19 protein-coding genes are annotated in these 19,240 nt (G+C 72.6%); 4 read left to right on the plus strand and 15 right to left on the minus strand.

The genetic code is table 11. The annotated features are described in order from the left end of the window. Positions 1–9 precede the first annotated feature (9 nt). From O7629_RS19205 to fdxA, 5 genes are read right to left on the minus strand one after another with little or no spacing between them, the layout of a single operon-like run. The gene (locus O7629_RS19205) at positions 10–843 is read right to left on the minus strand and encodes an aldolase/citrate lyase family protein (RefSeq protein ID WP_278170785.1); all 834 of its coding nucleotides are present in this window, start codon (positions 841–843) and stop codon (positions 10–12) included. 11 nt (positions 844–854) lie between these two features. Continuing rightward, positions 855–2,042, minus strand: coding sequence for a TatD family hydrolase (locus tag O7629_RS19210; RefSeq protein WP_278170787.1), 1,188 nt, complete (start codon positions 2,040–2,042; stop codon positions 855–857). After that, complete coding sequence (locus tag O7629_RS19215; RefSeq protein ID WP_278170788.1) at positions 2,039–3,064, minus strand: fumarylacetoacetate hydrolase family protein; 1,026 nt, start codon at positions 3,062–3,064, stop codon at positions 2,039–2,041. Before O7629_RS19215 ends, O7629_RS19210 begins: the two co-directional genes overlap by 4 nt. Then, on the minus strand, positions 3,061–4,041 hold the full coding sequence (locus tag O7629_RS19220) for an NAD(P)/FAD-dependent oxidoreductase (RefSeq protein ID WP_278170789.1): 981 nt from the start codon (positions 4,039–4,041) through the stop codon (positions 3,061–3,063). Before O7629_RS19220 ends, O7629_RS19215 begins: the two co-directional genes overlap by 4 nt. Next, the gene (gene fdxA, locus O7629_RS19225; protein ID WP_278170791.1) at positions 4,038–4,352 is read right to left on the minus strand and encodes a ferredoxin; all 315 of its coding nucleotides are present in this window, start codon (positions 4,350–4,352) and stop codon (positions 4,038–4,040) included. Before fdxA ends, O7629_RS19220 begins: the two co-directional genes overlap by 4 nt. A gap of 183 nt (positions 4,353–4,535) precedes the next feature. Here fdxA and O7629_RS19230 point away from each other — a divergent pair, with 183 nt between their 5' ends. Both O7629_RS19230 and O7629_RS19235 read left to right on the plus strand, forming a co-directional pair. After that, the gene (locus tag O7629_RS19230; RefSeq protein WP_278170793.1) at positions 4,536–5,879 is read left to right on the plus strand and encodes a hypothetical protein; all 1,344 of its coding nucleotides are present in this window, start codon (positions 4,536–4,538) and stop codon (positions 5,877–5,879) included. 101 nt (positions 5,880–5,980) lie between these two features. Continuing rightward, the gene (locus O7629_RS19235; RefSeq protein ID WP_278170794.1) at positions 5,981–6,871 is read left to right on the plus strand and encodes an IclR family transcriptional regulator; all 891 of its coding nucleotides are present in this window, start codon (positions 5,981–5,983) and stop codon (positions 6,869–6,871) included. Here O7629_RS19235 and O7629_RS19240 read toward each other — a convergent pair. The 3 genes from O7629_RS19240 to O7629_RS19250 all read right to left on the minus strand — a co-directional run bounded on the left by O7629_RS19240 (position 6,868) and on the right by O7629_RS19250 (position 8,585). After that, on the minus strand, positions 6,868–7,647 hold the full coding sequence (locus O7629_RS19240; protein ID WP_278170796.1) for an IclR family transcriptional regulator: 780 nt from the start codon (positions 7,645–7,647) through the stop codon (positions 6,868–6,870). The genes O7629_RS19235 and O7629_RS19240 overlap by 4 nt on opposite strands. Positions 7,648–7,737: 90 nt before the next feature. After that, on the minus strand, positions 7,738–8,148 hold the full coding sequence (locus tag O7629_RS19245) for a nuclear transport factor 2 family protein (RefSeq protein WP_278170798.1): 411 nt from the start codon (positions 8,146–8,148) through the stop codon (positions 7,738–7,740). After that, positions 8,136–8,585, minus strand: coding sequence for a VOC family protein (locus O7629_RS19250; RefSeq protein ID WP_278170800.1), 450 nt, complete (start codon positions 8,583–8,585; stop codon positions 8,136–8,138). The genes O7629_RS19245 and O7629_RS19250 overlap by 13 nt, the downstream gene beginning before the upstream one ends. A gap of 167 nt (positions 8,586–8,752) precedes the next feature. On the opposite strand from O7629_RS19250, the gene O7629_RS19255 reads away from it, so the two are divergent. Then, positions 8,753–9,781, plus strand: coding sequence for an aldo/keto reductase (locus O7629_RS19255; RefSeq protein WP_278170802.1), 1,029 nt, complete (start codon positions 8,753–8,755; stop codon positions 9,779–9,781). A gap of 19 nt (positions 9,782–9,800) precedes the next feature. On the opposite strand, the gene O7629_RS19260 is transcribed toward O7629_RS19255, so the two are convergent. Further along, the gene (locus O7629_RS19260; protein WP_278170804.1) at positions 9,801–10,838 is read right to left on the minus strand and encodes a sodium:calcium symporter; all 1,038 of its coding nucleotides are present in this window, start codon (positions 10,836–10,838) and stop codon (positions 9,801–9,803) included. A 174-nt stretch (positions 10,839–11,012) separates the two neighbouring features. Between O7629_RS19260 and O7629_RS19265 the strand changes: the two genes are divergently transcribed. Further along, the gene (locus O7629_RS19265) at positions 11,013–11,543 is read left to right on the plus strand and encodes a YetF domain-containing protein (RefSeq protein WP_278170806.1); all 531 of its coding nucleotides are present in this window, start codon (positions 11,013–11,015) and stop codon (positions 11,541–11,543) included. 35 nt (positions 11,544–11,578) lie between these two features. On the opposite strand, the gene O7629_RS19270 is transcribed toward O7629_RS19265, so the two are convergent. From O7629_RS19270 to O7629_RS19295, 6 genes are read right to left on the minus strand one after another with little or no spacing between them, the layout of a single operon-like run. Then, on the minus strand, positions 11,579–12,493 hold the full coding sequence (locus O7629_RS19270; protein ID WP_278170807.1) for an ABC transporter permease: 915 nt from the start codon (positions 12,491–12,493) through the stop codon (positions 11,579–11,581). Further along, on the minus strand, positions 12,490–13,803 hold the full coding sequence (locus O7629_RS19275) for an ABC transporter permease (RefSeq protein WP_278170808.1): 1,314 nt from the start codon (positions 13,801–13,803) through the stop codon (positions 12,490–12,492). Before O7629_RS19275 ends, O7629_RS19270 begins: the two co-directional genes overlap by 4 nt. Then, on the minus strand, positions 13,803–15,446 hold the full coding sequence (locus tag O7629_RS19280) for an ABC transporter ATP-binding protein (protein WP_278170809.1): 1,644 nt from the start codon (positions 15,444–15,446) through the stop codon (positions 13,803–13,805). Before O7629_RS19280 ends, O7629_RS19275 begins: the two co-directional genes overlap by 1 nt. A gap of 49 nt (positions 15,447–15,495) precedes the next feature. Beyond that, a complete protein-coding gene (locus O7629_RS19285; RefSeq protein ID WP_278170810.1) occupies positions 15,496–16,575 on the minus strand; it encodes a BMP family ABC transporter substrate-binding protein in 1,080 nt (359 codons plus the stop codon). A gap of 11 nt (positions 16,576–16,586) precedes the next feature. Then, positions 16,587–18,056, minus strand: a complete 1,470-nt coding sequence (locus O7629_RS19290; RefSeq protein ID WP_278170811.1) for an amidohydrolase family protein — start codon at positions 18,054–18,056, stop codon at positions 16,587–16,589. Beyond that, positions 18,053–19,072, minus strand: coding sequence for a zinc-binding dehydrogenase (locus O7629_RS19295; protein WP_278174591.1), 1,020 nt, complete (start codon positions 19,070–19,072; stop codon positions 18,053–18,055). Before O7629_RS19295 ends, O7629_RS19290 begins: the two co-directional genes overlap by 4 nt. Between the last annotated feature and the right edge of the window lie 168 nt (positions 19,073–19,240).

Raw genomic sequence — 19,240 nt, forward strand, 5'->3', positions numbered from 1 at the left:
AGGGCTGGCTCAATTGTCGGTGGCGAGGTGGCGCAGGCCGGCGCCGAGCAGCTGCAGGTCGGAGCCGGCGACCAGGTAGTTGGCGCCGGTCAGCCCGTACCGGCGCAGAATGCCGTCGGCCCGGCCCGGCGCCCACCCACCCAGGGTGACCCCGGCGGCGCGGGCAGCGTCGGCGATCTCACCGACCCGGCGCAGCAGCGGCGCCTGGTCGTCGGTGGTGGCCAGGCCGAGGCTGACGGCCAGGTCGGTGGTGCCGGCGAACGCCACGTCGACGCTGGCGGTGCCGGCCACGCCCGGCCGGCTGACGGCACCCAGGGTGCCGGCCACGCCGGTGAGCAGGTCGGGCAGCGGGTCGTCGGTGTCGGCGGTCTCGATCTGGGCGACCAGCAGCGGCGGGTCGGCCGCCTCGGCCGCCAGGTAGGCGTCCAGCCCGGCGGACCCGTAGCCGGCGGCCGGGTGAGCGAGGCTGATGCTGCGCCGGCCGGTCGGCGCGTACCGGACGGCGGTGTACAGCGCGGCGAGCTGCGCACGGGCGCGGACGGTGGACAGCTGCACCCCGGCGGCTCCGGCCTCCAGCAGCCGGTTCACCTGCGCCGGGTCGACCGCTGCCAGCCGTACCAGGGCCGGCAGGCCGAGCAGCGCGGCGTGCCGCAACTGCCCGGCGGCGGTCCGCTCGTCCAACCCGGAGTGCTCCAGGTCGACCACGACGAAGTCGAGGCCGGCCTGGGCGGCCAGCTCGACCGCGTCGGTGCCGGGCAGTTTGAGAAACGTGCCGACCACCCGCCGGCCGCGCCGCAGCCGCTCGCGCAGCGCGGCCCGGCCGGTGTGCACCCCGGTGCGCATCGGGTCGGCCCTCAGCTGGCCCGGCCGGCGGCACCGGCCTGGTCGGTGGGCAGGCCGCGCCACGGTACGGTCGGCACCCGCTCGCCGGCCAGCAGCACCACTTCCGGTTCCAGCCGGGCGGCGGTGATCTGGTTGCCGGCCGCGTCGGGCAGCACCGCCTCGTCGGCGTCGGCGAGCACGGTGACGTGCGCCGGGCCGCCTTCGACGAGGCTGCCGTAGCCTTCGGCGTCCAGGCCGGTCAGCCGGGCCGGGGCGCTGGTCACCCGGGGCACGATCTGCTCCATGGTCATGCCCAGCGCGCGCAGCTTGGCCATGCTGGTGACCAGGTCGAACACCGGGCCACGCCAGTTGCGGGCCGAGGTGTCCGAGGTGATCACGTCCGGGTAGAAGCCCTGCGCGATCGCCGGTTCGGCCACCTTGAAGCTGAGGTTGCTCTTGCCGTGCGCCGACTCGAACAGCACGCCACGCTCACGGGCGGCGTACACCTCGGGCAGCACGGTGCCGTCGGCCAGGATGCCGTACGGCTTGCCGGTGTAGCAGTGCGCGACGACGTCGCCGGGGCGCAGCATCTCCAGCACGGCCGGCAACGGCTCCGGGGTCTCCCCGATGTGGATCATCAGCGGCAGGCCGGCCTCGGCGGACAGCTCCAGCGAACGCTTGAGCAGCGGCCGCCAGTTGTGCCCGACGACGTCCTCGGAGAGCCGGATCTTGAAGCCGCGGACCCGGTGCGGGTTGGCGGCGGCGACCGCGAGGGCGTCCTCGGGGACCAGGGTGTCCGGGTTCATCAGCTCGCCGAACCGGAAGTCGATCAGCCCGAGCACGCTGACGTTGAGGAAGTTGACCAGCCGCAGCTTGGCCGGGGCGGCGACGTACCGCTCGAAGGCGGCGAAGGTGGAGGCACCCACGGTGCCGGCGTCGCAGGCGGCGACGACGCCCCGGTGCAGGTGCGCCTCGTCCGGCGGGGCACCGACCTTGGACACCTCGGCGAAGATGTGGGTGTGTCCCTCGACCAGGCCGGGCAGCACGTACCGGCCGGCGCAGTCGACCACCTCGCGGGCGTCGGCGGCCAGGCCGGGGGCGATCCGGGCGATCCGGTCGCCGGTCACCGCGACGTCGACGACCTGGCTGGCGCCGGTGGCGGAGTCGAAGACCTCACCACCGGCCAGCACCAGGTCGTACCGGGGAGCATTCTCAGTCATCGGTCAGCGGACTTTCTGTGCGAAGGAGAGGACGGTGCCACCGCATCGGGGGTGCCGTCGGAGGTTGCGGCGGGCTCGTCGTCGGAGATTTCGCCGTCGGGGGTTTCGGCGCAGAACCGGGTACGCAGCGGCAGCACCCCGCCGACCGAGACCTCGACCAGGTCACCGGGGCGCAGGAAGCAGCCCCGGTCCTGGCCGGTGCCGGCCGGGGTGCCGGTAAGGACCACGTCGCCCGGTTCCAGGATTACGTACTTGGTGATCCAGGCGAGCAGCTGCGGCACCGGGAAGATCAGGTCGGCGCTGGTGGCCTGCTGGCGTACCTCGCCGTTGACGGTGGTCCGCACCTCGATGGCGTCGCGGTCGGCGACGGCGGCGATGTCCAGCACCGACGTGCCCAGCGCGCCGAAACCGGGGAAGCTCTTGGCCAGCGTCGGGTTGGCCGAAGCGGCCATCACGTCCCGGGCGGTCAGGTCGTTCGCCGCGGTGATCGCGGCGACGTGCGACCACGCCTGCTCGGCCGGCGTACGGTGCATCCGGGCCCCGATGACCAGCGCGATCTCGCCTTCGTAGTCAGGCTGGGCGCTGATCGAGCTGGGCAGCACCACGGTGGCGTCCGGCCCGGAGCCGGCGCTGGCCGACTTGAGGTAGAGCACCGGTTCGGTGGGGACGGCCCGGCCGGCGGCCCGCGCCTTGCAGTGGTAGTTGAGGCCGACTCCCCACACCGCCCGGGTGCTGCCCAGCGGGGCGACCAGCTCGGCGGTGACGCTGTCCAGTGGCAGTCGGTCGCGGGCCGGCGCGGTGGCGGCCGGGGCCAGACCGCCGCCGGCCCGCAGCAGCTCGGCGACGTCGCGGTACGGCAGGTCGAGCAGTTCGGCGGTGCCGTCGCCGCAGATCCGGGCCAGGCCGTGCCGGGTGGCGAGCAGTTGCAGACCGGTCGGGTCCGCGGTGCTCGCCCCAGTGGCGGGGCCGGGGGTGGTGCCGGTGCCGGGGGTGCGCCGCGCGTCGGCGGCCGGGGCGCTCACGCGGCGTCCGAGGAGTGGCCGGGTACGGTGCTCAGCGCCGGGTTGACCAGCGGTGCCAGGTTGTTGACGGCGGCGGCGGCCTCACCGAAGCCGACCGAGATCAGCCGCACCTTGCCGGGGTAGTCGGTGACGTCACCGGCGGCGTAGACCCGGGGCAGGTTGGTCCGCATCGACCGGTCCACGGTGATGTGCCGTTTGGTCATCTCCAGCCCCCACTGCTGCATCGGGCCGAGGTCGGCGATGAAGCCGAGGGCGGCCACCACCGCCTGGGCGGGCAGTTCCTCGCGCCCGTCGCCGCGTACCTCGCTGATCGTCACCGAGGTGAGCTGTGGGTCGCCGGCGATGCCGCTGACCTCGTACGGGGTGACCACCCGCACGGTGGAGGCGTGCAGCTGCTCGACGCTGCGTTCGTGGGCGCGGAACTGCGGCCGGCGGTGCACCAGGGTGACGTTGGCGGCGTACGGCTCCAGGGCGAGTGCCCAGTCGACGGCGGAGTCGCCGCCGCCGACCACGACGACCTGCTGTCCGGCGAGTTCTTCCAGCCGGGGCACGAAGTAGCGCAGCCCACGACCGAGGTAGTCGCTGCCGACCGGCAGTTCGCGCGGGGTGAAGGTGCCGATCCCGGCGGTCAGCAGGACCGCCTTGGCGCGCACCCGGCTGCCGGTGTCGGTGCCGATCAGCACGTGGTCGGCGGCGTCGGTCAGCTCCACGGCGCTCTCGCCCAGCAGGAAGGTGGGTTTGGCGGTGGCGGCCTGGGTGAGCAGGTCGTCGACGAGCTGTTGACCTTTGATCGCCGGCAGGCCGGCGATATCGTAGATGTCCTTTTCCGGGTAGAGGGCAGCGATCTGTCCGCCGGGTTCGGGCAGCGAGTCGATGATCGCCACGGTCATCCCACGGAAGCCGGCGTAGTAGGCGGCGTACAGGCCGGCTGGGCCGGCGCCGATGATGGCCAGGTCGACGTCGTGTTCGGCGGTCATGAGCCGGTGCTCCCGGCGACGGCCGGGTGGTCGCGACCGACCCGGCCGATCTTGCGGGCGCCGCCGGGGGCACCGAGCTCGCTGAAGAACTCGGCGTTGATCGGGCCGAAGTGTGCCTGGTCGGCCGGCAGGTCGTCCAGGTGGAAGATCGAGGTGACCGGGCAGACCGGTTCGCACCGGCCGCACTCGACGCACTCGTCGGGGTTGATGTACATCATCCGGTCGCCCTCGTAGATGCAGTCCACGGGGCATTCCTCGACGCAGGAGCGGTCCTGTACGTCCACGCATTCGTCGGTGACCACGTAGGTCATCGGTCCTCCCGCATCAGTGGGCCTTTCGCCGTCCTGCTCGCGTCTCGCGCCTCTGCGACCTGCGGTTATCTGGTTGGACAGCGGCGTCGTTGATGTGACGTCACGCTAGAGACCCCACCCTGGCTATGTCAACATGCGAGACGTCATCTTGGATAACTGTCACGGGAGTGATGGGATGAGGCGATGAGCGAGGACCGGATCGTCGACGCCCTGACGGTGCTGGCCGCCGGGCCGACCCCGTACGGACAGGAGTTGGCCACCGCCGAACGACTGGCCGGCTGGGGCGGCGCCCGCTGGCCGGAGCTGGCCTGGCGGGTCGACCGGCTGCCAGCGACCGCCGAGCTGCCGCGCAGCGCCAACCTCGTGGTCAGCGCCGGCCACGGCGACGCGCCGGAGCTGCTGATCTGCTCCCACCTCGACACCTCCCTCACCGGTGACCCGGACTTCGACGAGCCGGTGACCGGCTCGTGCGGTCCGGCGGGTGGGCTGCGCCGGTCGGTCGGACCGGACGGCGATGCCCTGGTAGACGGCTTCGGCCTCGGGGTCGCCCGGGCCGCCGCCGCGACCGCGCTGGTCGGTTTCGTCGCCGCCGCCGAGGCGCTACGGGCGGCCGACCGGCCGCACCGGCTGACCCTGCTGCTGGCCGCCGCCGGAACCCACCGGTACCACCTGTCACAGACGCCAGCGCCTCCCGCCGGTGGGTCGCGACCGCGCGCTGATGCCGGCACCGTGACCCGGCAGCAGCCCGGCGGTGTGGCCCGGTATCTGGACCGGCACCCGCCACCGGCGGCAGCGGTGCTGGCCAAGACCAGTCCGCCGGGCGTACTGACCGCCGAACCGGGCGCCCTCTACCTGCGGGTACGGCTGACCGGCCGGTTCCATCCGGTACTGGCCCGCGGGCACGCGGTGCCGCCCGGCGGTCTGATCACCCATCTCGGCGTGGTGATCGAGGCGTTGGAGGCCTTCCGGCGGCGGCACCTGGCCGCCCGGGCCGATCCGACCGCCGCAGTCGGCGCCGAAGTCGGCATCGGCGCGGTACGCGCCGGGCAGCCGGCCAAGCCGGATCTGCTGCCGGGCCGGCTTGACCTGCACCTGTACCTGGTGACGGTGCCCGGTGACGATCCGGCGCGGATCCGCGACGAGGTGCACGCCGCCGTCACCGCCGCGACCGCCGGCACCCCGCTGGCCGGGTGCCCGGTCTCGGTGGACGGGCAATTGGTCCATCCGGCCGCGGCCACCGCCCCGGACGCGCCGATCGCGCGGCACGCGTGCGACGCATGGACAGCGGCGTACGGTGAACAGCCACCGCCGGTCCTCGGCTGGACCGGTTCGACCGACGGGGTGGTGCTGCGCGGTCGGGGCGTGCCGACGGTACGGCTGGGACCGCCCGGTCGCGGCGCCGATCCCGCTGATCCCCGACGGGACCGGTACGCGCTGGCCGATCTGCGGATGTTCGCCGGTATATATGCGGACATCGCGGTACGGCACACCGGCACCATCGACAGCGCAGGGTACCGTATGGCATGATGCTGTCTCACTTTCCGTACGCGTTCCGGCCGCCCGCACCTACCCCCGTCCGGTGCGCACGCCCCGCCGCTTCCGACCAGGAAGCCAGATAAGGAAGCCAGATGGCGGACGACAGCTCTCCCGCCGAGGTGAGCCCCCCGGTGCTCGCCGAACCGAGCACCCCGGCGATCCAGACCGTGCAGCGTGCCGCGGTGATCCTCAACGCGTTCACCGCAGCCCGTCCCCGGCTGAGCCTCAACGAGCTCACCGCCAGCCTCGGCACCAGCAAGGCCACCGCGCACCGCTACACCAAGGCGCTGCGGGAGAGCAACCTGCTGCGCTACGACGAACGCGAGGGCCTCTACTCCCTTGGCCCGCAGATCCTCACCCTGTCCGCTGCCGCCCGCGCCGCCATGCCGGTGATCAGCATCGCCGGGCCACACATGCAGCAACTGGTCCGCGAGGTCGACGAGACCGTGGTGCTCAGCGTCTGGGACGGCGACACGGCGGTGGTGGTACGCGCCGACGACAACACCGACCGGGTGATCCGGGTCAGCGTCCGCACCGGGTCCCGACTGTCGCGCACCGAGTCCGCCCAGGGCCGGGTGTTCTGCGCGTTCCTGCCGGCGGAGGACGTCCCCGGGCTGGCCGCCGATTTGGCGGCCTCGGCCGAGCTGCGCCACGAGGTCGACAAGATCCGCCGCACCGGCATCTCCGCCAACACGCCGTCGGTCAACGGGGTACGCAGCATCGCCGCGCCGATCTTCCGGGGCCAGACGCTGATCGCCGCCATGGCGATCGTCGGCACCACCACGTCGGTGCCGGAGGGCACCGACAGTCCGCTGGCCGCCGCCCTGCAGCGCGCCGCCGCCGTGGTCACCGCCGAACTGGGCAGCGTCGCCGGCAACGGCCACCAGCCGCCGGGCGATCCCGGGCGCAACGGCCACCAGCAGGACGGCAACGGGCGGACCAGCCACCAGCAGGGTGGCAACGGGCGGACCAGTCGGCGTTAACCGGCGATCGCCCCCAACGTCTCGGACAACTCCCCCGCGACCTGCCGCAGCTGATCCGCCGCCTCGGCCTGCGCCGTACCGGCCAGCGCCACGCTGGTGCCGAGCACCGCGAGCGCGGCGACCACCTGGGTACGTTCGAACACCGGGGCGGCGATCACCCGTACCCCGAAATCCTCCGGCGAGTTGACCGCGACGCCGTCGCGACGGACCTGCGCGACCACCTCCCGCAGCGCGGCGGACAGCCGCAGCTGCCGGGCCACCACCGGGTTCTCGGCGGGCGACAGGTACGCGCAGAACACCCGGCCCTGGGCCGAACGGGTCAGCTCCAACGGCGAGCCGGTACGCACGCTGAGCCGCACGTCCCCACTGGTGTTGTCCATGCAGCGGACCACCGTCGGCGCCTCGCCGTTCCAGATGCTCAGCACCGAGGTCTGGTTGGTGTCGCGGGTCAGCCGGTCGAGGTATGGCTCGGCGACGGTGACGATCGGCAGCGCGGCGCGGGCCGCCGCCTCCATCGCCAGGATCTGCGGCCCCAGTGTGTAGGTGGCGGTGGCGACGTCGAACCGCAGCAGGTTGGCGGCGCGCAGCGCCCGCGCGTACCGGTGTGCGGTGGCCCGGCTGATCGCCAGGTCGGCGGTCAACTCGGCCAGGGTGAGCCGGGGCCGTTCCACGGTGAACGCCCGCAGGATCGTCGCGGCGCGCTGCACCGTCTGGATGGCCGGCCCGTCGCCGGTCACCTCGCTCGCCTCACCCGCCGCCCGACCCGTGACCACCACGGCGCCACTCTACCGAGCACCAGCTGGCCGACGGGACCAGCCGGGCGATAGGGATTAGCCAGCCGATAGGAATCAGCCAGTCGGCAGGAATCAGCTAGCGGCGGCGATCTGCCGGTGCACCTCGGCGCTGTCCCAGTAGTCGACCCGGCGGGCGATCAGCCCGTCGGCGTCCACCTCGAAGCGGAACATGCCCCGGATGCGGACCGGCGCGCGGCCGGCCGACACCAGCCGAAACGACATCCGGTACGCCACCGCCGCCCGGTCGCCGTCGACCAGCAGATCCTCGACCTCGTAGTGCAGGTCGGCGAACTCGGCCAGGAAGCCGTCCAGCCGGGCGCGGTACGCGGCCCGGCCGGTGACGGTGCGGCCCAGCGCCGCGGTGTGCTCGTTGACGAACCCGGGACTGACGCAGCCGGCGACCGCGTCGGCGTCCCGGGCGTTGAGCGCGGCCAGGTAACGCCGCACCGCGTCGCGGGTGCGTCCGCCGGTCAGCTCCCCCACAGCCGCCGTACGGTGTCGAACACCTGCTGGTCGTGGGAGATCTCGATGACGTTGCCGTCCGGGTCCTTCAACGCGCAGATGTAGCCGACCGGCGGCGGCATCTGCCGTGGCTCCCAGTGCAGGCAGCCCATTTCCCGGGCCCGTTCGGCGATCTCGTCGACGTCGGACCGGTTCGGCACCTCGATGCCGATGTGCGCGAACGGGTGCAGCAGCCCCAACTGGCCGCCCTTGTCCTTGTTGAACGAGACCAGCACCAGCACGAACGGCGTCTCGACCTGCTTGTCGTTGGAGAGCCAGACGCTCTCGCCGTCGGCGTCGGCGAAGCGCTCCACCACCACCAGCGGGGTGAGCGAGGTGTAGAACGAGATGGCCTTGTCGAGGTCGCCGGTGGGCAGTGCCACGTGCGTCCATCGGGCGTGGGTCAGGCCGGTCGCCACAGGAACCTCCAGTTGCCGAAATGTCTGTTGCAGCGCGTCTACCAGGCTATTCGGCACGCTAGCCGGGATCCATGTGCCGGGGACACAAACCCGGCGATCGGCCTTCGAGCCGGGGCAACGGTGCCGCCGTCGGTGCTCGGGTGACAGGCTGGCGGCGGGAGGTCCTGATGCAGTACCGCAGACTTGGCGGCACCGGCGTCGAGGTGAGCACGCTCTGCCTCGGCGCGATGATGTTCGGTGCCTGGGGCAACACCGACGAGCAGGAGTGCCGGCGGATCGTCGGGGAAGCGCTCGACGCCGGAATCAACGTCGTGGACACCGCCGACGTGTACGCGCACGGCGAATCCGAGCGGATCCTCGGCCGGGCGCTGCGGGGGCGACGCGACGACGTCGTGCTGGCCACCAAGTTCCACGAACCGATGGGGGACGACCGCAACCGGCGCGGCAACTCACGGCGTTGGATCCGGCAGGCGGTCGAAGCGAGCCTGCGCCGGCTCGGCACCGACCGGATCGACCTCTACCAGGTGCACCGGCCCGACCCGGGCACCGACATCGACGAAACCCTCGGTGCGCTGTCCGACCTGGTCCGCGAGGGCAAGGTGCTGATGGTCGGCTCCTCGGCGTTCCCCGCCGAGGAGATCGTCGAGGCGCAGTGGGTCGCCCAGCGACGGCAGCGGGAACGGTTCACCACCGAACAGCTGCCGTACTCGATCATGGCGCGGGGGGTGGAGGCCGGGGTGCTGCCGACCTGCCAGCGGCACCGACTCGGGGTGCTCGCCTTCAGCCCGCTCAACGGCGGCTGGCTGACCGGCAAGTACCGCTCCGCCGAGGTCCCCGCCGACTCACGGGCCGGACGCAACGCCGACCACTTCGACTTCCGCGACGCCGCCGCCCGGCAGCGCAAACTCGACATTCTCGGCGAGCTGGAGAAGCTGGCCGCCCAGGCCGGGCTGAGCCTGATCGAGCTGGCCCTCGGTTTCGTGCTGAGCCACCCGGCGGTGACCAGCGCCATCGTCGGCCCGCGCACCCTGCCGCAGTTGCGCAGTCAGCTCGGTGCCGGGGAGCTGACCGGGCTACCGGCCGCAGTGCTGGACCGCATCGACGAGCTGGTGCCGCCAGGACACAACGTCAACCCGGCCGACGCCGGCTACCGGCCGCCGGCACTCACCGACCCGGCGCTGCGCCGCCGGGACTGACCCACACCGGAACAAGCGGTCAGGCGGCGCGGACCAGTAGCAGCAGCACCGTGACCAGGTAGACCACCGGGATGGCGACGCCCTCGAAGCCGACGCCCCGGCGTTGCCGCAGGAGCAGGCCGGCGGCGAGGGTCACGGTGAGCAGCGTGGTCGACCCGGCGAGCAGCAGGCCGGCGGAGGCCGCGTCGGTGTAGACCGACCCCGGCCGGTACGCCGCGTCGGCGAGGAAGATCATCAGTGAGTCGAACGCGTTGCCGCCGAGAATGTTGCCGATCCCCAGGGTCAACGCTCCGATCCGGACCGCCGCGATCAGGGTGACCAACTCCGGCAACGACGTGATCGCGGTGGTGATGGTGAACCCGACGAAGCCGCTGGGCAGTCCGGTCGCCGCGATCACCCCCAGGCCGCCCTGCCCGATGAGGTAGCCGGTGCCGCCGACGACGGCGGCGAGCGCGGCCAGCCGCCACCACAGCCGGCGGGTGCTGGGCGCACCGTCGGCTTCGCCGTCGGGGTCGTCCGGGACGTCCTGCCGGGTGTCCGAAGTCTGCTCGGCCCGCCACATCGGGTTCTGCCGCAGCCGGCGGACCAGGTGCAGTCCGTACAGGTAGAGGACCGGGATCAGCAGGCTCGCCGGATGCACCCAGCCGAGAGTCAGGCCGGGCGTGGCGTAGGCGACGATCGGCAGGCAGAGCAGCGCCACCAGCACCAGCGCCTGCATGATGTTCTCCAGCGAGGCGGCGGCGTGCTCGATGTTCGACCGCCGGTAGAGCAGATCGGCGATGGCCAGCCAGACCGTCTGTACGGCGATGCCGCCGATCGGGTTGGCGATGGCGAACTGGGCGTCGCCCTGCCAGGCGCCGATCGCGGTGGTGGCGATCCCGGGTAGCGAGGTGACCGCGCCGAGCAGCAGTGCTCCGGCGACGGCCTCGCCCATCCCGGTCCGGTCGGCGAGGGTGTCGGCGGTCGCCGCCAGGGACTTGCCGGCGAAGACGATGACGAGCAGGGCGACCGCCAGCGCCGCGATGCTCGGTGCCAGCGGCCACGTCGACCCGGTCACCGCCGCCCACCGTCGTCTCTTCGTGGATGATCCGGTGGCGGTGGGCACAGCCGAGCCGTCCTCGTCCGTTCAGGTCCCATGACCGCCCTCGCTACCCGATCACCGCCGCGGCGAATCATCCGCTCGTGAGCCGGTCGCCGGATAGCCGGGAACCGTCGCGGGTATCCGAGCAGGATGTTACTCGACAACCCACAAGAGCTGTGGCGAGTCACCGCTGTCGGTGTCCTGACCTACGTCCTTCTCGTCGGCGTACTCCGGGCGTCCGGCAAACGGACCCTGGCGAAGCTGAACGCCTTCGACCTGGTCGTCACGGTCGCGCTCGGCTCCACTCTGGCGACCATCCTGCTCTCCGGCGACGTCTCGTTCGCCGAAGGCGCGGCGGCGCTGGTCCTGTTGGTGGCTCTCCAGTTCGCCGCGACCTGGCTGTCCGTACGGTGGGCTCCGCTCCGGTCCGCGCTGAAGTCCACTCCGACGCTGCTGCTGCACGACGGTGAACTGCTCACCGCGGCGATGCGCCGTCAGCGGGTGACCGACAACGAGATCCGGCAGGCGGTCCGGGCGCAGGGCGTCGGGGACCTCGCCCAGGTGGCCGCCGTGGTGCTGGAGACCGACGGTTCGTTCAGCGTGATCACCCGTCAGCAGATGGGCGACGGTACCGCGTTGGAAGACGTCACCCGAGGAACGACGCGCCGAGCCGGGCGGTGACGCTGAGCCGGGCGCGCCGGTAGTCAGGTCGCCGACTAGGTGGTGCCCCGCTGGAATGGTTTGGCCAGCGCTCTCGGTTCCCGGTGCTGGGTGGCGAAGACCAGCATGGCCAGCAGCGCCAGCAGGTACGGTGCGGCGATGAGCAGCTGCGAGTTGATGGTCACCCCGAGCGCCGGCAGCGCCAGCCGCATCGCGTCGGCGAGGCCGAACACCGCGCAGCCGACCATGGTCCGACCGAGCCGCCAGGCACCGAAGATCACCGCGGCGATCACCAGGTAGCCACGGCCGGCGGTCATGTTCTGGTTGAACGAGCCGACCTCACCCACCGCCAGGTAGGCACCGCCCAGCCCGGCGAGCAGACCACAGAACAGCAGCGCTTGCCGGCGCCGGTGGTTGACCCGGATCCCGCTGACGTCGGCGGCCTGCGGGTTCTCCCCGACCGCCCGCAGCTCCAGGCCCCACCGGCTGCGCTCCACCAGCCACCAGGTGAGCGGTATCGCGATCAGCAGCAGGTACGCCGGCCAGCGCTGCACGAACAGCATCGGTCCGATGATCGGGATGTCGCGCAGCACCGGGATGTCCACCCGCCACACCTGGTGCCCGGTGAAGCTGCTGATGGTGATCAGGTAGCTGGTCAGGCCGAGCACCAGCGCGTTGAGCACCAGACCGACGACGAACGTGTTGATCTGGGCCCGGTGCGACAGGTTGGCGTGCAGCACGGCGACCAGCACGCCGACGAGGGCACCGGCGGCCAGCCCGATGGTGGCGCTGCCGGTGGCGCTGGCCACCGCGATCGAGCCGAACGCCGCGCCGAGCATCATGCCCTCGACCGAGATGTTCAGCGTGCCGGCGCGCTGCGCCACGTACTCGCCGCAGGCGGCGAAGGCCAACGGGATGGTCAGCCGCGCCCCGCTGGACAGAATGGTGGCGATGTTGTCGGCGGCGCTCATGCCGGCCTGCCTTCCATGGTGGTCTTCTCCCTACCGGTCGGCCCGTTACCGGTCTTCTCGCTACCGGTCTTGTCGCTACCGGACGCCTCCGGGACGTCGATCGCCGGCACCTCGGTGCCGGTTGCCGCGGGTTCCCCCGTCGACGGCGTCGGGGTCGGCAGACCGCCGGTCGGCGGCGGAGTGCCGGCCGGTTGGCCGCCGGCCCGCCGCCGGCGCAGCAGGGCGATCACCGCCGGCGGCGCCACGAACGCCAGCACCAGCAGCGCCTTGACCACGTCGACCAGGAACGACGGCACCCCGGTGGCGGCCAGGAAGCTGGCTCCGGCGCGCAGCACGCCGAACAGCACCGCGACCGGGACGGCCAGCAACGGATTGTTCCGGGCGACCAGGGCGACCAGCAGGCCGTCCCAGCCGAGGTTCAACGACATCCCCGGCTGCAGTCGGTGGCTGCCGATCGGGCTGGTCAGCAGCAGCGCGCCGGCCAGCCCGGCGAAGGCTCCCGAGATGGCCAGGGCCATCCCGCCGAGGGCACCGACCCGGACCCCGGCGTGCTGGGCGGTGACCGGGTTGAGCCCGAGCATCTTGAGCCGGAACCCCCACCGGGTCCGGGTCATCGCCAGGCTGATCGCCACCGCGATCAGGACGGCCAGGATCAAACCCCCGTTGACCTGCAGGTTCGGGTACTCGCCGAGGGAGGCGAGCCGGGCGTTCTCCGGCAGCGGGTTGGACTGCGGCGAGACCACCCCGGTGCCCAGCCGGGACTCCTGCAGCAGCCACGGGGTGTTGACCGCGAACGCCACCAACTGCTGGGCCAGGAAGGTCATCAGCAGCGTGCTGACCACCACGTTGACCCCTCGGAAGCGGTACATCAGCGCGCTCAGCCCGGCCCAGCCGCCGGCGGCGAGCAACGCGGCGAGCAGCACGACGACCAGCAGCAGCGGTCCGGGCAGGGCGAGTCGCAGGCCGACCCAGGCGCCGGCCAGCGCCCCGATCAGCACCTGGCCCTCCTGGCCGATGTTGAAGAAGCCGGACCGGGCGCTGACGCAGGCGCCGACCGCGACCAGCAGCAGCGGCGCGACGTAGAGCAGCGAGTTGCTCCATGCTCGCGGACTGGCCATGCTGCCCTGGTAGAGCGCCTGTACTGAGGCGCTCGGCGAGCCGCCGGTGACCGCGATCAGCAACGCGGACAGGCCGAGGGCGACGGCGACCGTGACCACCGTCGCCGCGGTGACCTGCCAGCCGCCGGGGCCGGGGGTGAGCCGGGCCAGCAGCCGCCGGCCGGCCGGGTCCGGACCGGTCAGGGTGGCCATCAGTGGCTCACCCCGCCGACCAGCATCCCGAGGCGTTCCGCAGTGGCCTCGGCGGGGTCGAGCACCCCGACGATCCGACCCGAGGAGATCACCGCCACCCGGTCGGACAGGGCCATCACCTCTTCGAGTTCGGTGGAGATCAGCAAAACCGCCACCCCTTCCGCGGCGGCCTGCCGCAGCCGCACGTACATGTCTTCGATCGCGCCGACGTCCAGCCCGTGGGTGGGCTGGGCGGCGATCAGCACCTTGGGTCCGGCGGACAACTCCCGGGCCAGCACCACCCGCTGCTGGTTGCCGCCGGAGAGGCTGCGTACCGGGGTGTCCGGGGACGGGGCGATGATGTTGAACTCGGTCATCCGCTGCCGGGCGATCTGCTGGATCCGCCGCCGGCTGAGTACCCCGCCGGTGCCGGAGACCCCGGCCAGCGACTTCATTACCAGGTTCTCGGCGATGGTCATGTCCAGCACCACGCCGGAGCGGTGCCGGTCCTCGGGCACGATGCCGAGTCCGGCGGTGTGCAGCGCGCCGGCCCGCTCGAGGTCGACCGGCTCGCCGCCGATCTCGACCGTGCCGGAGTCGGGCACCAGCAGCCCGGAGAGCAGATCGCCGAGGGTGGCCTGACCGTTGCCTTCGACGCCGTACAGGCCGACGATCTCGCCCGGTGCGACGTCGAGGTTGAGGGCGTCGAGGATCCGCAGCTCGCCGAGGAGCACGGTGACGTCGCGCAGTCGCAGCACCGGCGGGGAACCTGCTGTCGCCGGCTCGGCCGGTCCGTCGGCGGTTCGCCCCGCCGGCTGGTCCCCGGCCGGCCGGTCATCTGCTGGTTGGTCCCCTGCCGGCTGGTCGCCGGAACGTTCGACCGGCAGCATGCCCAGCGCGGCGCTCTCCGCCCGCAGCGACACCTCCCGGCCGACCATCTGCCGGGCCAGCAGCTGCGGGGTGGTCTGCGCGGTCGGCCCGTGGAAGACGACCGCCCCTCGGCGCAGCACGGTGACCTGGTCGGTGGCCGCGATGATCTCGGCCAGCTTGTGGCTGATCAGGATGACCGCCCGGTTCTCCGCCTGCACCACCCGGCGCAGCACGGTGAACAGCTCGGCCGACTCGGCCTGGGTGAGCACCGATGTCGGTTCGTCCAGGATCAGCACCGACGGGTCGCGGCGCAGACACTTGATCAGCTCGACCCGCTGCCGTTCCCCGGCGGAGAGCCGGTCCACCCGGGCCATCGGGTCGATCGGCAGGCCGTACCGCTGGGCGACCTGCTCGACCTGGGCGCAGGCGGCGCCCTTGTCGACCCGGCCGCTGTCGCCCATGATCACGTTTTCCCAGACGGTGAGCGGGTCGATCAGGCTGAAGTGCTGGTGCACCATGCCCAGCCCCAGATCGGCCGCCCGCTGCGGGGTGTCGATCTCCACCGGCTCGCCGCCGCGCAGGATGCTGCCGGCGTCCCGGTGCACCAGCCCGAGCAGGATCTTCATCAGGGTCGACTTGCCGGCCCCGTTCTCGCCGAGGAGGCCGTGGATCTCGCCGGGTCGTACGGCGAGATCCACGGCGTCGCAGGCGACGACCGGACCGTAGCGCTTGCTCACTCCGCGCAGGGTGAGCGCCGGCGCCGTGTGGTCGTCGGTGTGCACAGTCCGTTCCACCTCGATAGTCGGGTCAGCAAGTGGTTTCCGATGTGCGGTCGGTGGCGGGTCAGCCGCCGAGCCGCTCCACCTCGGCGGCGGTGTCGATGTTGCCCTCCGCCACGTCGGTGACGAAGGCCTCCATCCGCTCGGTCTGCTCCGCCGTCGGGTCGCAGATCTTGATCGCCGGGTACGGGTCGATGCCGATCTGCCACACCTTGGTGGTGCCCATTTCCAGCTCGCCCTCGGCGAACAGGGTCAGCGCGGCGGCGAAGTAGGCACCCGGGTCGAAGATGACCGAGATGTCGAACTTCGGCTCGGTCGAGTCACACCGGTCGGTGCCCGGGGTCAGGGTGATCGCGCCGCCCTCGTTGGCAAGTTCGGTTGCGGCGTCGGTGGCCCCACCGAGGTACGGGTAGACCACGCTGACGCCCTGGTCGATCTGCGCCTGCACGGCCTCCCGGGCCTTTGCGGAGTCGTTGAAGTCACCGGTGTAGGTGATCACCAGCTCGGCCTCGGGGACCACCATCCGGATCCCGGCCTTGAAGGCCCGGGCGGCGTTGATCGCGAAGTCGACCTCCATGCCGGTGACGAAGCCGGCCTTGGTGTCGCCGTTCTCCTCCATCAGCAGACCGGTGGCGTACCCGGCGGCGAGCATGCTCTGGTTCGGGTCGTCGCTGGAGATGACGATCTCCGGGGTCTGCGGGATGTTCTCCGACGACGGCACGTACCAGGCGACGTTCTCGCAGGCCGGCTCCTCGGAGGCGGGGATGGCGTCCTTGAGCTCGGAGGCGCCCAGCGCCACCATGTCGACGCCCTGCTGGCACAGCGCCCGGGCCGAGCTGAGCGCCTCGGTCGGCGGCACCGAGCCCCGCTTGATGACCTCCCAGCCCTGCTCGTTGGCGAACCGCTCGGCTTCGGCGACAAAGCTCTCGTAGTAGCCGTTGTCATTGATGTCACCGGGGCTGAGCACCCCGATCAGCACCTTGCCGTCGCCGTTGACGTCCGGCTGGCCGGCGATGACGGTGCCGCCGCCCTCGGAGCCGGCGGGGTCCGGCGCGGTGGCGTCGTTGTCGGCGCAGCCGACCAGGGCGAGGCTGACGGCGCCGGCGAGCAGCGCCGCCGCACCCTTTCCGATCCTTATTGTCACAGCTGTTCCTTTCACCTTGGGGGCGTCGCGCCGGCCGGTCCGGTCCGGTGCGCGCGGTACTCGGTCGCCGGCACGGCAGGCCAGCGATGGGGGATGTCGATGCCGGCCCGGCGGAGCAGGTCCGCGCCGCGCGACGCGACCTCAGCCCGCAGGGCGTCGACGTCGACGGTGGTGATCCGTCGGTCCCGGACCACCGGCCGGCCGTCGACCAGTACGTCCCGCACGGTGTGGCTGGCCGCGCCCCAGACGAGCTGGGTGGCCAGGTCCCCGCGTGGGGTCCACGCGATGGTGCGGGTGTCCAGTACGACCAGATCGGCGGCCTTGCCGACCTCGATCGAACCGGTCAACCGCCCCAGCCCGACGGCGTCGGCGCCGTCGACGGTGGCCAGGGCGAAGATCTCGTCGGCGGGTAGCGGCTCGGCCGCGCCGCGGTCGCGGTCCAGCCCGGCGAAGAGCCGGGCCGCCCGCCACACGTCCGGGGTGTCGCCGGCGTTGTGCGAGTCGCAGCCCAACGCCAGCCGGCCGCCGGCCCGCCGCAGCTCGGTGTGCCGGCCCGCCCGGGTGAAGCCCTGGCCGAGCCGCAGGTAGGCACCGGGGCAGGAGGCGACGGCGGTGCCGCTGCCGGCGAGCGCGTCGAGTTCGTCGTCGTCGAGCCAGACGGCGTGGCCGAGCAGCAGACGGGGGCCGAGCACGCCGAGGTCACGCAGGTGCAGCACCGGACGGGGACGGCCGGCGACCGCGTACCCGGCCGGGTCCTCGGCGCTCGGCGACAGGTGCCAGGTCATCGGCACGTCGAGTCGCTCGGCCAGCTCGGCGGCACCGGTGAACAGCTCGTCGCTGACCAGATCGTGGCCGACCAGGGTGACCCAGCCGGTGACCAGCCGGTCGCCGGCCAGCGCGGTGACCGTCTCGGCCTGGGCGTCGAGGGTGTCGGCGGCCGGCATCGAGTACGGGGCGTCGGCGGTGTCCCAGCCCCAGCGGCCGACCCGGCCCCGGATGCCGGCGGCGCGCAGCCCGGCGGCGACCCGCAGCGGATGCGCCACGGTGCCCGGTTCGAGCAGGGTGGTGACGCCGTAGCTGAGCGCCTCGACGGCGGTGAGGGTGGCCGAGAGTTCGTCGTCGTCGCCGGTGACGGCGGCGTGCAGCGGCACGATCCAGTCGAAGATCGCCTGCTGGGCGGGGACGTCGTCGGGGATGCCGCTGCGGATCAGCGGGTCGGCGGTGGTGTGCTGGTGGGCGTTGACCAGACCGGGGACCACCAGGCAGCCGGCCGCGTCGAGCTCCGGGGTGTGCGGGTACGCGACCCGCAGCGCACCGGTCGGGCCGATGTCGGCGATCCGGCCGTCGACCACCGCGATCGCACCGCCGGTGACCACCTCCCGGCCGGGGGCCATGGTGACGATGTCGGCGTCGACGACCAGCAGGTCGGCGCGGGCGGTGCCGGGTCCGGAGTCGGCGGTCAGGGCCGCGGGCGTGGTCATGGCCGGATCAGGATCTTGCCGACGAGGTCACCGGACTCCAGCCGGGCGTACGCCGCGGGCAGGTCGGCGAGCGGATATTCGGCTCCCCGGACCACCCGCAGCCCGCCCGCGAAGTAGGCGTCGAGCATGGCGGCGAAGTCGGCCGGGGCGTACGCGCCGGCGCCGAGCAGGCGCAGACCCTGGTGGTAGACCTGGGCCAGGGACAGACTGACCTGGTCGCCGCTGGTGTTGCCGAGCAGCACCAGCCGGCCGCCGGTGCGCAGGCTGGCCAGGGAGCTGTCCCAGGTGGCCGCACCGACGTGGTCCAGGACCAGGTCGGCGCCGTGCCCGCCGGTGTGCTCCCGGACCTCGGCGGCGGTCCGGTCGTCCAGGTCGAGCGCCACGTCGGCGCCGAGGGAGACGGCGGCGGCCCGTTTGGCTTCGCTGCGGGCCACCGCGATCACCCAGGCGCCGCTGGCGCGGGCGAGCTGGATGGCGGCGATGCTGACCGCGCTGGTGGCGGCCTGGATCACCACGGATTCGCCGGAGCGCAGGGTGCCGACCCGGTGCAGGGCGTGCCAGGCGACGCTCCAGGCGGTGGGCAGTGCGGCGGCGTCGGCGAGGTCGACGTGGTCGGGGACCCGGTGGGCGACGGCGGCCGGTACGGCGACGTACTCGGCGAAGCCGCCGGGTCGGTTGCCGCCGACGACGCGCAGCGTGGCGCAGTAGCCGGGGTTGCCGCCGACGCAGGCGGCGCAGTGCCCGCAGCCGATGGTGGGGTCGAGCACGACCCGGTCGCCGGTGCGCAGCGTGCCGACCTCGGCGCCGGTGGCGACCACCTGTCCGGCGACGTCCATGCCGGCGACGTGCGGCAGCGTGAAGCCGGGGAGCAGGCCGGGCCCGCGCAGCTGCAGCAGGTCGAGACGGTTCAGCGCGGCGGCGGTGACGGCGACGACGACCTCGGCCGGGCCGGGCTCGGGGTCCGGCAGGGCGCGCGGCCGTACGACTTCGGGGCCACCGAAGTCGGTCTGAACCATCGCTCGCACCCTTGCCTCCACCGGTCTACCAAACAATATGCCGTCTTGCATTGTGATTCGCGCTGCTTAGCGACGTACTTTGCCTGCGCTCCGGCGACCTGTCAACGCCTCGACCGAAACTGGCTCAGCTACGTAACGTGCCCGTGATCCAGGCCGGCGCAACCGGGC

The sequence above is a fragment of the Solwaraspora sp. WMMD792 genome, assembly GCF_029626105.1.
In the GTDB taxonomy this organism is placed as follows: Bacteria; Actinomycetota; Actinomycetes; order Mycobacteriales; family Micromonosporaceae; genus Micromonospora_E.

What these genes read in the sequence shown, in the direction of transcription:
- O7629_RS19205 (WP_278170785.1), bottom strand. Translation starts at nt 843, where the DNA reads ATGCGCACCGGGGTGCACACCGGCCGGGCCGCGCTGCGCGAGCGGCTG.
- O7629_RS19210 (WP_278170787.1), bottom strand. Translation starts at nt 2,042, where the DNA reads ATGACTGAGAATGCTCCCCGGTACGACCTGGTGCTGGCCGGTGGTGAG.
- O7629_RS19220 (WP_278170789.1), bottom strand. Translation starts at nt 4,041, where the DNA reads ATGACCGCCGAACACGACGTCGACCTGGCCATCATCGGCGCCGGCCCA.
- fdxA (WP_278170791.1), bottom strand. Translation starts at nt 4,352, where the DNA reads ATGACCTACGTGGTCACCGACGAATGCGTGGACGTACAGGACCGCTCC.
- O7629_RS19230 (WP_278170793.1), top strand. Translation starts at nt 4,536, where the DNA reads ATGAGCGAGGACCGGATCGTCGACGCCCTGACGGTGCTGGCCGCCGGG.
- O7629_RS19235 (WP_278170794.1), top strand. Translation starts at nt 5,981, where the DNA reads ATGGCGGACGACAGCTCTCCCGCCGAGGTGAGCCCCCCGGTGCTCGCC.
- O7629_RS19255 (WP_278170802.1), top strand. Translation starts at nt 8,753, where the DNA reads ATGCAGTACCGCAGACTTGGCGGCACCGGCGTCGAGGTGAGCACGCTC.
- O7629_RS19265 (WP_278170806.1), top strand. Translation starts at nt 11,013, where the DNA reads ATGTTACTCGACAACCCACAAGAGCTGTGGCGAGTCACCGCTGTCGGT.
- O7629_RS19270 (WP_278170807.1), bottom strand. Translation starts at nt 12,493, where the DNA reads ATGAGCGCCGCCGACAACATCGCCACCATTCTGTCCAGCGGGGCGCGG.
- O7629_RS19275 (WP_278170808.1), bottom strand. Translation starts at nt 13,803, where the DNA reads ATGGCCACCCTGACCGGTCCGGACCCGGCCGGCCGGCGGCTGCTGGCC.
- O7629_RS19290 (WP_278170811.1), bottom strand. Translation starts at nt 18,056, where the DNA reads ATGACCACGCCCGCGGCCCTGACCGCCGACTCCGGACCCGGCACCGCC.
- O7629_RS19295 (WP_278174591.1), bottom strand. Translation starts at nt 19,072, where the DNA reads ATGGTTCAGACCGACTTCGGTGGCCCCGAAGTCGTACGGCCGCGCGCC.